The sequence below is a fragment of the Blautia sp. CGZ-1-C1 genome, assembly GCF_056504575.1.
The window spans coordinates 1-12,589 of sequence record NZ_JBWLUT010000145.1; the positions used below are offsets into that span (position 1 = coordinate 1).

A 12,589-nucleotide genomic window follows, 5' to 3' on the forward strand; every position below is an offset into this window, starting at 1 on the left:
CAGGACATGCAAGCCTGATCAAGCGTTATACACAGGAGGTTTTACTGTTATATGACAGTGACGATGCGGGTGTGAGGGCTGCACTTCGTGCGATTCCGATTCTTCGGGAGGCCGGCGTTTCTTCCAGGGTGGTGAATCTCAGGCCGCACAAGGATCCGGATGAATTTATCAAGGCACTTGGAGCTGAGGAGTTTGAGAAACGTCTGGAACAGGCTATGGACAGCTTTATGTTCCGCGTTCATATGGCAGAGCGGGAGTTCCCAATGGAGGAACCGCAGGGACAGAACCGTTTCTTTGAACGGTGTGCGCAGATGTTGCTGGAACTTTCAGATGAACTGGAGAGAAATCTTTATATAGAAGCAATTGTGAAAGATTACAGAAGCAGTGGAATCAGTGTGGAGGATCTGAAAAAGAGAGTTGCTGCCCTTGCTATGAAAGGGACTCCGGCAGAACAGAGGATCCAGCCGAAGCCCGTAGGTACAGTACAGTCAAAGAAGAAGGAGAGCGCAGCGGAGAAAGCACAGAAGCTGATGCTTACCTGGCTGGTAACTTATCCAGGCATTTTCGATACGGTTGAGAAATATATCCAGCCTTCGGATTTCGTGGTTCCGCTATACAGACAGGTGGCAGAGATGCTCTATCAGCAGCATAAGGACGGAGATGTGAATCCGGCCAGACTGATGAATGCTTTTATTGACAGCGAAGAGCAGAGAGAAGTTTCTTCCCTTTTCAATGCGACAATCCATCTGGAGACTCCTGAGGAACAGAACCGGGCTTTTTCGGATGCTGTACTCAGAATTAAGGACGAGAGTCTTAAGGAGAGAAACAGAACCTGGGATCCGACAGATATCCAGGGACTGCAGGAACTTGTAAAAGCAAAGAAAGAATTGGAAGATCTCGGAAGAAAACGGCAGCAGCTGCATATTTCTTTCGAATAAGGATAAAATATAAACACTATATGGAGGTATAGAGCACATATGGAAATGAATATGGGTAAATTCAGTGAAAAACTGGTAGAACTTCTGGAGCTTGCCAAGAAGAAAAAGAATGTACTGGAATACCAGGAGATCAATGACTTCTTTAAAGACCAGCCACTGGGAGTTGAACAGATGGAGAAAGTATTTGACTTTCTTGAAGCCAGTGGAGTGGATGTGCTTAGAATTACAGATGGCAACGCAGATGATATGATTCTGGATGATGACGATGCAGACATCGATAAACTGGATGAGGAAGAGATTGAGCTTGATAAGATCGATCTTTCTGTTCCGGAAGGTGTAAGCATTGAGGATCCGGTTCGTATGTATCTGAAAGAAATCGGTAAAGTTCCGCTTCTTTCCGCTGAGGAAGAGATTGAACTTGCCAAGAGAATGGAGAAGGGTGATGAAGCTGCCAAGAAACGTCTGGCAGAGGCAAACCTTCGTCTTGTTGTCAGCATTGCGAAGAGATATGTAGGACGTGGAATGCTTTTCCTTGACCTGATCCAGGAAGGAAACCTTGGTCTTATCAAAGCGGTTGAGAAATTTGATTATCGTAAAGGTTATAAATTCAGTACCTATGCGACATGGTGGATCCGTCAGGCAATCACAAGAGCGATTGCAGACCAGGCACGTACTATCCGTATTCCGGTGCATATGGTTGAGACAATCAACAAGCTGATCCGCGTTTCCCGTCAGTTACTGCAGGAGCTTGGACGTGAACCTACGCCAGAAGAGATCGCGGCAGAGATGGACATGTCTGTAGAACGTGTACGTGAGATTCTGAAAATTTCTCAGGAGCCGGTATCTCTGGAGACACCTATCGGTGAGGAAGAGGACAGCCATCTTGGAGATTTCATTCAGGATGATAATGTGCCGGTACCGGCAGATGCAGCAGCATTTACACTTCTGAAAGAGCAGCTGGTAGAAGTACTGAGCACACTGACAGACAGAGAGCAGAAAGTATTACGTCTGCGTTTCGGCCTGGATGACGGACGTGCCAGAACACTGGAGGAAGTTGGTAAGGAATTTAATGTAACAAGAGAACGTATCCGTCAGATTGAGGCAAAGGCTCTCCGTAAGCTTCGTCATCCGAGCCGCAGCCGCAAGCTGAAAGATTATCTGGACTAAGGAGCCTGTTATGCAGCTTTCATTACGTTTGTCTGCGATAGCAGGCCTGGTGACCAGGGGAAACAGACTCGTAGATGTGGGATGCGATCATGGATATCTGCCTGTAGCTCTTTATCTGGATGGAAAAATTCCGAAAGCGATTGCAATGGACGTAAGAAAAGGACCATTGTCAAGAGCGCAGGAGCATATTTCGCAGTATGGACTGAATGCGTACATAGAAACCAGACTTTCCGATGGACTTGAGGCTTTGAAACCGGGGGAGGGTGACACTCTTGTGATTGCAGGAATGGGCGGCCCTCTGATGGAGAGGATTCTTACTGATGGCAAAGAGGCCAGAGAGAGCTTTAAGGAAATGATTTTGCAGCCGCAGTCAGATATCCCGCATTTTCGTAGGTTTATCAGAGAAATCGGATGGCAGATCGTGGAGGAAGAACTGATCCGGGAAGATGGCAAATTTTATCCTATGATGAAAGTGATTCATGGAGAAGAGGAGAATATTCTTCCGGATACGCCTTATACTTTAGAAGAGTGGTTTGGCGGACTTCTCCTTGAACGAAAACATCCGGTTCTGAAGGAATATCTGGACAGAGAGCTTCGAATCCGCGATGAAATTCTTGAAAAATTAAAAAATGCACCAAATGCTCAGAAACGGGCTGGTGAGGTAGAGGAGGAAAGGCAAGCTATTATTGCCGCTTTGAAAGAATATGAAAGCATATGAACTGACCTCCTGGCTTGAGAAAAAATATCCTGCAGATGCAGCCGAGGACTGGGACAATGTAGGACTTCTCACAGGAGACGACACAAATGAGATCAGCCATGTGTTCCTGGCGCTGGATCTGACAGAGGAGACGCTGGCAGAGGCGATAGAGAATGGGGCAGACATGATCATTACCCATCATCCGATGATTTTTTCCGGGATTAAGAAGATCAATAATCACAGTTTTACCGGGAGAAAGATCATTACGCTGATTCAGAAAGGCATTGTCTATTATGCGATGCATACGAATTATGATGTGTTGGGTATGGCTGACTTGAGCGCTGAATATACAAAGATGCACGATGCAGAAGTACTTTCTGTAACGGAAGAGAGAAATGGTGAGACACAGGGATTCGGAAGAGTCGGTGAACTTCCTCAGGAGATGACTCTGAGGGAGTATGCGAAACTTGTCAAAGAATCTCTGAAATTAAATGATGTAAAGGTTTACGGAGATCTGGACGGAAAAGTAAAACGTGCAGCCGTCTGTACAGGATCAGGTAAAAGCATGATCCAGGATGCCATCAAGGCAGGTGCGGATGTGTACGTGACCGGTGATATCGATCATCATACAGGAATTGATACCGTTGCGCAGGGAATGGCATTGATTGATGCCGGACACTACGGAACTGAGTATGTTTTTATGGATGCAATGAAGAAAGAGCTGACGCAGGCATTTCCGAATCTGAAGATTTCCTGCGCGAAAGTAAAGAGCCCGTACACGATTTTGTGATACGGGCTTTTGCCTACAGTAACTGTTAATAATCTTAACTTGTCGAGCAGTCAGACGGCTGTCTGGTATAGATGTTGGATGGCTGCCTTGTTAGTATATTGGAAATGGAGGCAGGTTTTATGGAACAGAAAATGTATAATGTTACGATACAGGGAGAGACAAAACAGTATACGGAAGGGATTTCCTATGGGGATATTGTGAAAGAATATGAAGGTACTACAGAAGCACCGGTGATTCTGGTAATGGCAGATGGGAGATTGAGAGAACTTCATAAACATCTGAAATCAGACTGTGAGATCCGGTTTGTGACGACAAAGGATCCGATCGGTCATAAAACCTATTGCAGAAGTGCGACTATGATCTTGCTGAAAGCGATTTATGATGTAGCCGGTCAGGAGAATATTGACAAAGTAGTGATCCATTATTCTATTGGAGATGGATATTATTTTACAATGAAAGGTCCTATGGAACTGACCCAGGATTTTATAGACCGGGTAAAGGCACAGATGCATAAAATTGTAGATGCGAATCTCCCGATTGTGAAGAGAAGTGTGAGCACTAGTGAGGCAGTTGCGCTTTTTCACAAACATCATATGTATGACAAGGAACTGCTGTTTAATTACCGCAGAGGATCTAAGGTAAATCTTTACAGTATTGAGAGCTTTGAAGATTATTTCTATGGCTTTATGGCAAATCATACTGGATTTATCAAAACATTTGACCTGTTTTTGTATGAGGGTGGATTTGTTCTTCAGCTTCCAACACAGAAAGAACCGGATAAAGTGCCGGAATTTAAGCCTCGTGAAAAAGTTTTTCATGTACAGAAGGAGTCTCAGGAGTGGGGGGATAAGCTGGATATTGCAACGGTCGGAGAACTGAATGAAAAGGTCACCAGAGGTGGCATTCAGGATATTCTACTGATTCAGGAGGCGATGCAGGAAGCAAAAATTTCAGAAATCGCTGCCAGAATTGCTTCTGAGCGAAATAAGAAATTTGTGATGATTGCGGGACCGTCTTCATCGGGCAAGACTACATTTTCTCACAGATTGTCTATTCAGCTTGCGGCACATGGAATGAAACCACATCCTATTGCTGTGGATAATTATTTTGTAGATCGTCATCTCACACCGGTAGATGAGTTTGGCGAAAAGAATTTCGAATGTCTGGAAGCGATTGATGTAGAGAAATTTAATGAAGATATGCTTGCACTTCTGGATGGAAAACGTGTGGAAATGCCGGTATTTAATTTTAAGACAGGTACAAGAGAGTATAAAGGCGATTTCCTGCAGCTGGAGAAGGATGATGTTCTGGTAATCGAGGGAATTCATGGATTGAATGATAAGCTTAGTTATGCTCTGCCAAAGGAAAGCAAATTTAAGATTTATATCAGTGCACTGACACAGTTGAATATTGATGAACACAACCGGATTCCGACCACAGACGGACGCCTGATCCGTAGAATTGTAAGGGATGCGCGTACCAGAGGAACTTCTGCGAAAGAGACAATCGCGAGATGGTCGTCTGTGCGAAGGGGAGAGGAACAGAATATTTTCCCGTTCCAGGAAGAGGCAGATGCAATGTTTAATTCTGCGCTGATCTATGAACTGGCATGTCTGAAAGTTTATGCAGAGCCGTTGCTGTTTGGGATTGATAAAAGTGAGCCGGAATATATCGAAGCAAAGCGGTTATTGAAATTCTTTGAATATTTTGTTCCGGTGCCGAGTGAGGCAGTGCCACATAATTCTATTCTGAGAGAGTTCATTGGCGGAAGCTGTTTTAATGTGTAAATAATTGTTTACAAGTGAAAAAAAACGTGCTAGAATAGCACTTGCGCAACCAGGCCAGGTGATCGCGGCTGAACAGACGAAAGGGTTCAGACGAGGAAAGTCCGGGCTTCGCAGGGCAGGATGCCGGATAACGTCCGGTGGAGGTGACTCCCAGACCAGTGCAACAGAAATAAACCGCCTCACTTGTTGGGGTAAGGGTGGAAAGGTAGTGTAAGAGACTACCGCCGTCCTGGTAACAGGCCGGGCACATGTAAACTCCATTCGAAGCAAGACCGAATAGAAAGCGATACGGCTGCCCGTCGTGCTTTCAGGTGGGTCGCTCGAGCCTTATGGCAACGTAAGGCCTAGACAGATGATCACTCAATGACATAACCCGGCTTATCGGTCTGATTGCGTATAAGGTGTATATAATAGAAGAAATAAAAATAAGAGGCTCTCGTTGTCTGTGTAGCATAGTTACATAGGCAACGGGAGTTTTTCTGATTGTGGACATGTGGGAACGGTTTCTTTTATGAGAGTAAAAAGATAGCCGGAAACCTGGAGCTTCCGGCTATGTAATGATTAATAAGAGGTATTAACAAAATTATTTGTTGCGTTTACCTGTGTATTTCTCTTCACAATATTTACATCTGTAAACTTCTTTCTCTTTGTCTGCAAGAACAAAAATCTGATCAAGCCCCTGCTCGATAGAGGTAATGCAGCGAGGATTCTTACATTTGATCACGTTAACAACCTGTTTTGGAAGTTTCAGATCTTTCTTTGCTACGATTTTTTCATCTTTGATGATGTTTACAGTGATGTTATGGTCAATGAAACCGAGAATATCCAGATCAAGATTCTCAATCGGGCATTCTACCTTAATGATGTCTTTCTTTCCCATTTTGTTACTGCGTGCGTTCTTGATGATCGCAACTGTGCAGTCAAGTTTATCAAGCTTCAGATCATGATAGATCGTCATGGCTTTACCGGCTTTGATATGGTCTAATACATAACCTTCGCGAAGTGCTCCAACATTTAACATGGTAATTTTACCTCCAGTAATGTGAGAATCAGGGCCATACGTACATATACACCGTACTGTGCCTGTTTGAAATAAGCTGCTCTCGGGTCTGCATCTACTTCTGTTGCAATTTCATTTACACGTGGAAGTGGATGGAGAATGTACATATCTTCTTTTGCAAGTTCCATTTTCTGCTTGTCCAGAATATAGAAATCTTTCATGCGTACGTAGTCTTCTTCGTTGAAGAAACGTTCCTTCTGAACTCGTGTCATGTACAGAATGTCAAGTTCCGGTAAGGCATCTTCAAGTCTTTCAACTTCCTGGAATTCAATATTGTTCTTTTTCAGAACATCTTCGCGGATATAGCTTGGAATGCGAAGTTCTTCCGGTGAAATCAGTACGAATTTTACGTTGGTATAGCGTACAAGTGCCTCAATCAGAGAATGAACAGTACGTCCGAATTTCAGGTCACCGCACAGACCGATTGTTAAATTGTCTAAGCGTCCTTTTAAGGAACGAATGGTAAGTAAATCAGTTAATGTCTGAGTAGGATGTTGATGACCACCGTCACCGGCGTTGATAACGGGAATGGAAGAAGCCATAGAAGCAACTAGCGGAGCGCCCTCTTTCGGGTGACGCATAGCACAGATATCTGCGTAACAGGATACGACACGAATAGTATCAGCAACGCTTTCGCCTTTGGCAGCGGAACTGGAATCGGCTGATGAAAAACCAAGGACTTTACCGCCGAGATTCATCATAGCAGCTTCAAAGCTGAGACGGGTACGGGTGCTTGGTTCATAGAATAAAGTTGCAAGTCTCTTGTCGTCACAGACATGTGCGTATTTATCAGGGTGTTTCTCAATATCACTGGCCAGGTCAAGAAGAGTATTCAGCTCGTCAACAGACAGGTCCAGCGGACTCATTAAGTGTCTCATTTCATACCTCCATATTTTGTTGGTTCAGGAATCAGTTACATAATCCTTCCTAACATCATATAATAATCAGGTGCTTTTTTCAAGAGAGTTTTTGGAGTATTTTTTCAAAAAGGAGTCCGGCTCCAAACCAGAGCGGAGCGTAGTCCAGACGAATCAGCCCTTTGTAGTTTAAAGGGGCGTCAGAATAGTTCCATGGACACATATGGAAATGACGTAAGAATGAGCCACTGATGAATTCTACAAAGAAAATCCCGACTGAGTAGATGCAGCCACGCACAAAAGAAGGAAATGTGGAAAATTTTTCGGAAAGTGGGCGGATGATGGCTGCGCAGCCGTAAATGGGGAACATTAAAAGAGAGGTTTTTCCGGTCATAGTCAGTTCTCCTGAAAGGACAGAATGCAGACCTGTCCAGAGAACTTCCATACACCAGCCGGTCAGTCCGCAGAAAAGAAATGCTTTTTTCATAAGTAACCTCCCAATTAAGATTATTGATTATTCTGTGAACAGCAATAAACAGAATAAATTTTAACTGTTTCTAGTATTGCCTGCCTTGAAAAAAAAATACGTGTAGGATATAATGAAACCACGTTATGTTACTGTTCGCGCACTACTGTCCCGCGAGGTGTTTTGGCATGAAAATGCCAAAATCCCGAGACATACGGCGCGAATTTATGCGATTAGCATAAATTCTGTGCATCGCGAAGCGTGTTACTGAGAACGAAGTGAACAGTAACCACGTTATCACATTAAAAGACTGAGGCGTTTGGCGTATTGTATGAAAGGTAACCGTGAACGGAGTAAATATTCATATTGGGAAAATGCTCATATCGGGAATATATTCGGAAATGGTTCGAAGAAAATAATACGTGTAACTCATAGAAAATAAGAGGAGTATATTATGAATTATCAGGAGAGTCGGGATTATATTAGACAAAATTACAAGAGAAATCCCGAGTGTACTGGGACTTGATCATATGCGGGAATTGATGAAGCGTCTGGGAAATCCTCAGGACGATCTTAAATATGTTCATGTGGCCGGTACGAATGGAAAAGGCTCTGTTATTGCCTTTTTATATTCTACGTTGTCTGAAGCAGGCTATCGTATCGGAAGGTATGTTTCACCAACTCTGTATTCTTACAGAGGCCGGATGGAAGTCACGGGCAGCAGAATCAGCAGAGAAAGTTTTGCAGAATATATCACACAGGTGGCAGATGCCATCACAGCCATGACAAAAGATGGTTATCCTCATCCCACAGCATTTGAGATAGAGACTGCTGTGGCATTTCTGTTTTTCAAAAACGAGAATTGTGATCTCGTTTTGCTGGAAGTCGGAATGGGCGGAAATCTGGACGCCACAAATATCATTAAGAATACATTACTGGCAGTACTTGTATCAATCAGTATGGATCATATGTCTTTCCTTGGAAATACCCTGTCACAAATTGCAGAAAAGAAAGCTGGCATTATCAAAGATGGATGTCATGTGGTGACTGCTATGCAGAAACCGGAGGCAATGCGGGTGATCCGGGAAATCTGTAAGACTCATAATGCAGAGTGTACAGTAGCAGATGCTTTTGATGCTCAGGTGATTCAGGAGAGCTGTCTTGGACAGACGATACAATATTGTGGAGAGGATTACGAGATTCCACTGGCAGGTGTTTATCAGAAAGAAAATGCAGTAGTTGCCCTGAATGCTTTGAAGGTGTTGAATAATCTGGGCTTTCCGACTACTGTTAAGCAACGGATAGAGGGGCTTAAGACAGTAAACTGGAACGGAAGGTTCACAGTGATCTGTAAGAAACCATTATTTGTGGTGGATGGAGCTCATAATCCGGCTGCTGCGGATATGATGGCTGCTTCGATAGAGCACTATTTCAAAGGAAAACGACTGATTTATATTATGGGAGTTTTTGCAGATAAGGATTATAGAAGTGTGATCGAAAAGACAGCACATTTCGCAGATCAGATTCTTACAATACAGACTCCGGATAATGTAAGGGCATTGCCGGCAGAAGAACTGGCGGAGGCTGTCAGCGAATATAATCCGAATGTCCAGGCAATGCATACGATCGCAGATGCGGTAGAGAAAGCTTTTGAACTTGTCGGAGAAGAAGATGTGATCATTGCGTTTGGTTCTCTTTCCTTTATCGGGAAAATGACGGATATTGTGGAAGAGCATAAAAAATTTCAAAAGAGTAAAAAGGAATAACAAAGAATGATAAATTTACAGGAATGCAGAGACGAAATAGACAAGATTGACAGTGAGATCATCCGCCTTTTTGAACAGCGAATGAAGGTAGCTGAAGATGTCGCTGAATATAAGATCCGTACAGGAAAAAAAGTTCTGGATCCGGAACGTGAGAGGCAGAAGCTGGAAACTCTGAGAGGAAAGGCACATGGAGAATTTAACCAGCTTGGAGCTCAGGAGCTTTTTCAGCAGATTATGGCAATCAGTCGTAAGAGACAGTATCAGCTTCTGACAGAACATGGAGTTGAAGATGATGAGAAACTGGAAATGGTAGACAAGCTTCCATTAAATAATGTGACGGTTGTTTTTCAGGGGGTAGAAGGTGCATACAGCTATGCTGCCATGAGAGAATATTTCCATGATGATATTAAGAGCTTCCATGTCAAGACATGGCGAGATGCTATGGAGAAGGTAGTAGAGGGAAAAGCGGATTACGCGGTTCTTCCTATTGAAAACACAACAGCAGGAATCGTAGCAGATATCTATGATCTTCTTGCAGAATATGATCTGAGTATCGTAGGTGAGCAGGTTATCCGTCCGGAGCATGTGCTTCTGGGAATGCCGGATGCAGAGCTTGATGATATTAAACAGGTATGTTCTCATCCTCAGGCACTTGCCCAGTGCGGAAAATATCTGGAAGCTCATCCAGGCTGGAAGAAGAAAGAAATGGAAAATACAGCCGGATCTGCCAAGAGAGTCAAAGAAGATAATGACAAGACACAGGCAGCGATTGCCAGCAGACAGGCAGGAGAACTTTACGGGCTGAAAATCCTGGCTGAGAATATCTGCTATAACGGACAGAATGCCACACGTTTTGTGATTGTGAGTAAGAAGCCGATTTATGTGAAAGATGCGCGTAAGATCAGCATTTTCTTTGAACTGCCTCATGAGAGCGGAACACTTTATAATATGCTGTCTCATATCATCTATAACGGTCTGAATATGACCAAGATTGAATCACGCCCGATCACAGGCAAGAACTGGCAGTACAGATTCTTTGTAGATTTCGAGGGTAATTTAAAGGACAGTGCGGTGAAGAATGCACTGAGAGGAATCGAGGCGGAAGCTGACAGAATGAGAATTCTGGGGAATTATTAGTACATTATTTTGCAAACAATATACCGGGTTTAACCAAAGCAAGGAAGTCCCCTGTTTCAATTGTGAAAAGCAATAAGCAGTGTATAGGGACTTGCTTGTAGCAGAATGACAAAATGCATAAATGATGAAATAAAAGGAAGTAACAATAATGGCTAGATTAAATGAATGTATTTTATATCGTAACTTTGAACATGGTGAAATTCTTGATAAGATGGCAGAACTGATGAACGCCTGGGAACAGAAAGTGCCGGATCTGAAAGATAAGGAAGGAATGTTTTTCGAGTGTGCCAACGGGCTTGTAGAAATGGCTGGCTCTTATGGCTTTTCCGGAAATCTGTGGCACTGTTATCTGACATTTCTTCTGGTAAATAATGAAAATGCTTTCAGTACAGCCTGCGAGATCAGAGGGGCTGTGAACGGAAGTATTAATGAACTGGCTATGAATGATTTTGGTGTATTTAAAGAATTATACGACTTTGACCTGACAGTATTGGATGAGGCTTTTGGAATTTTATGCTGTAAGATTCTGAAGGATTACACAAACACCGGAAGTAACAGTAAGATGTTTAATTCCCGCATCAGAGACCGTATCTGTGATCTGAGCCAAACACTGGCAGCAGCAGAAACAACAGAAGAATTTATGAAAGATATGGTACAGTTTTATAAAGATTTCGGTGTAGGAAAACTGGGATTACATAAGGCGTTTCGTGTAGGACATGATGAGAATGATAATGTAGAGATTCAGCCGATTACAAGAATCGCTCATGTTAAACTGGAAGATTTGGTAGGCTATGAAATTCCGAAACAGAAACTCATTGAGAATACAGAAGCCTTTGTAAGAGGCAGAAAAGCAAACAACTGTCTGTTGTTTGGTGATGCGGGTACAGGTAAATCTTCAAGTATCAAAGGAATCCTGAACCGTTATTATGATGAGGGACTTCGAATTATTGAGGTGTACAAGCATCAGTTCCAGGATTTGAACGATGTGATCGCACAGATCAAAAACAGAAATTATAAATTTATCATTTATATGGATGACGTTTCTCTTTGAGGCATTTGAGATCGAGTATAAATATCTGAAAGCAGTCATTGAAGGTGGTCTGGAGAAGAAACCGGATAATATTCTGATCTACGCAACAAGTAACAGAAGACATCTGGTAAGGGAAAAATCCAGTGATAAGCTGGAAATTATGGATGATGACGATCTGCATTCCTCCGATACAGTACAGGAGAAACTTTCTCTTGTATATCGTTTTGGTGTTCGTATCGATCATGGTGCGCCAAGCAAGAAAGAATTCCAGACGATCGTCAAAGCGCTTGCGCAAAGAAACGGAATTACCATGCCGGAGGAAGAACTGCTTCTGGAAGCAAATAAGTGGGAACTTTCCCATGGCGGTCTTACAGGAAGAACTGCACAGCAGTTTATTGATCATCTGTTGGGAAAAGTTGAGGAGTAAAAAATATTTGATAACTATTCTGTTGCCTGTTAAGTACGGGAGTAAGAAAAAAGTTATGAAACTGAGTGAAATTTGGGGTATACGATTTTACAGATATCAGTTGCGATGAGCAGTGAGTCATGTGATTAAACTTATATAATAAAGGGGGAATACATATGGCAGTTATGACCTTTGGCAGCTATTGACATCGGGTCTTATGAAGTAAGCATGAAAATTTTTGAGATGTCAAAAAGCGAATCGGATTTCGGGAACTGAATGATGTCAGATACAGTCTGGAACTTGGAAAAGGGGTTTATTCCGGGGAAAAGATTGATTCGGAAATGCTGAATGTTTTATGCGAAGTGCTAAATGACTTTAAACGTCTGATGCAGGATTTTGGCGTAGATGAATATCGTGCCTGCGGAACCAGTGCGTTCAGGGAACTTGCTAATCCACTGATTATCATTGAACAGATCTATCAGCGTACA

Annotated in this window: 10 protein-coding genes, 1 other RNA gene and 1 pseudogene; 9 read left to right on the forward strand and 3 right to left on the reverse strand. The window is 43.0% G+C overall.

What is annotated here, in order from left to right; translation table 11 throughout:
- From AC058W_RS13625 to rnpB, 6 genes are all read left to right on the forward strand, one after another.
- The coding region (locus AC058W_RS13625) for a toprim domain-containing protein (protein ID WP_479390202.1) at window positions 1-938 on the forward strand (938 nt) is incomplete at its 5' end.
- Between the two features lie 39 nt (window positions 939-977).
- Window positions 978-2,105 (forward strand): RNA polymerase sigma factor RpoD, encoded by a 1,128-nt coding sequence (gene rpoD / locus AC058W_RS13630; protein WP_117676307.1) that lies wholly within the window; start codon window positions 978-980, stop codon window positions 2,103-2,105.
- 10 nt (window positions 2,106-2,115) lie between these two features.
- The gene (locus AC058W_RS13635) at window positions 2,116-2,823 is read left to right on the forward strand and encodes a tRNA (adenine(22)-N(1))-methyltransferase (RefSeq protein ID WP_117676306.1); all 708 of its coding nucleotides are present in this window, start codon (window positions 2,116-2,118) and stop codon (window positions 2,821-2,823) included.
- Entirely contained in the window at window positions 2,810-3,592 is a 783-nt protein-coding gene (locus AC058W_RS13640; RefSeq protein WP_118247554.1) for a Nif3-like dinuclear metal center hexameric protein, read from the forward strand. Before AC058W_RS13635 ends, AC058W_RS13640 begins: the two co-directional genes overlap by 14 nt.
- Before the next feature lie 119 nt (window positions 3,593-3,711).
- Window positions 3,712-5,379 carry a nucleoside kinase gene (locus AC058W_RS13645; protein WP_118609615.1) on the forward strand — a complete coding sequence of 556 codons (1,668 nt, stop codon included), beginning with the start codon at window positions 3,712-3,714 and terminating at the stop codon, window positions 5,377-5,379.
- A 46-nt stretch (window positions 5,380-5,425) separates the two neighbouring features.
- Window positions 5,426-5,776, forward strand: an RNA gene (rnpB, locus tag AC058W_RS13650) — RNase P RNA component class A.
- 186 nt (window positions 5,777-5,962) lie between these two features.
- On the opposite strand, the gene AC058W_RS13655 is transcribed toward rnpB, so the two are convergent.
- The 3 genes from AC058W_RS13655 to AC058W_RS13665 form a co-directional block, all read right to left on the reverse strand.
- Window positions 5,963-6,400, reverse strand: coding sequence for an aspartate carbamoyltransferase regulatory subunit (locus AC058W_RS13655; protein ID WP_117676303.1), 438 nt, complete (start codon window positions 6,398-6,400; stop codon window positions 5,963-5,965).
- Window positions 6,394-7,317, reverse strand: coding sequence for an aspartate carbamoyltransferase (pyrB, locus tag AC058W_RS13660; protein ID WP_117676302.1), 924 nt, complete (start codon window positions 7,315-7,317; stop codon window positions 6,394-6,396). Before pyrB ends, AC058W_RS13655 begins: the two co-directional genes overlap by 7 nt.
- Before the next feature lie 79 nt (window positions 7,318-7,396).
- Window positions 7,397-7,783: a putative ABC transporter permease gene (locus tag AC058W_RS13665; RefSeq protein ID WP_117676301.1), complete on the reverse strand. Its 387-nt coding sequence runs from the start codon at window positions 7,781-7,783 to the stop codon at window positions 7,397-7,399.
- Window positions 7,784-8,292: 509 nt separating this feature from the next.
- Here AC058W_RS13665 and AC058W_RS13670 point away from each other — a divergent pair.
- The 3 genes and pseudogenes from AC058W_RS13670 to AC058W_RS13680 all read left to right on the forward strand — a co-directional run bounded on the left by AC058W_RS13670 (window position 8,293) and on the right by AC058W_RS13680 (window position 12,122).
- A complete protein-coding gene (locus AC058W_RS13670; RefSeq protein WP_479390203.1) occupies window positions 8,293-9,528 on the forward strand; it encodes a bifunctional folylpolyglutamate synthase/dihydrofolate synthase in 1,236 nt (411 codons plus the stop codon).
- A 6-nt stretch (window positions 9,529-9,534) separates the two neighbouring features.
- A complete protein-coding gene (gene pheA, locus AC058W_RS13675) occupies window positions 9,535-10,665 on the forward strand; it encodes a prephenate dehydratase (protein ID WP_117676299.1) in 1,131 nt (376 codons plus the stop codon).
- Between the two features lie 148 nt (window positions 10,666-10,813).
- Window positions 10,814-12,122, forward strand: a pseudogene (locus AC058W_RS13680) (ATP-binding protein).
- The last annotated feature ends 467 nt before the right edge of the window (window positions 12,123-12,589 follow it).

Excerpts from the sequence above, each read along its gene's own strand:
- AC058W_RS13665 (WP_117676301.1), bottom strand. The coding sequence starts at position 7,783 with ATGAAAAAAGCATTTCTTTTCTGCGGACTGACCGGCTGGTGTATGGAA.
- AC058W_RS13635 (WP_117676306.1), top strand. The coding sequence starts at position 2,116 with ATGCAGCTTTCATTACGTTTGTCTGCGATAGCAGGCCTGGTGACCAGG.
- AC058W_RS13645 (WP_118609615.1), top strand. The coding sequence starts at position 3,712 with ATGGAACAGAAAATGTATAATGTTACGATACAGGGAGAGACAAAACAG.
- pyrB (WP_117676302.1), bottom strand. The coding sequence starts at position 7,317 with ATGAGACACTTAATGAGTCCGCTGGACCTGTCTGTTGACGAGCTGAAT.
- AC058W_RS13670 (WP_479390203.1), top strand. The coding sequence starts at position 8,293 with ATGCGGGAATTGATGAAGCGTCTGGGAAATCCTCAGGACGATCTTAAA.
- rpoD (WP_117676307.1), top strand. The coding sequence starts at position 978 with ATGGAAATGAATATGGGTAAATTCAGTGAAAAACTGGTAGAACTTCTG.
- pheA (WP_117676299.1), top strand. The coding sequence starts at position 9,535 with ATGATAAATTTACAGGAATGCAGAGACGAAATAGACAAGATTGACAGT.
- AC058W_RS13640 (WP_118247554.1), top strand. The coding sequence starts at position 2,810 with ATGAAAGCATATGAACTGACCTCCTGGCTTGAGAAAAAATATCCTGCA.
- AC058W_RS13655 (WP_117676303.1), bottom strand. The coding sequence starts at position 6,400 with ATGTTAAATGTTGGAGCACTTCGCGAAGGTTATGTATTAGACCATATC.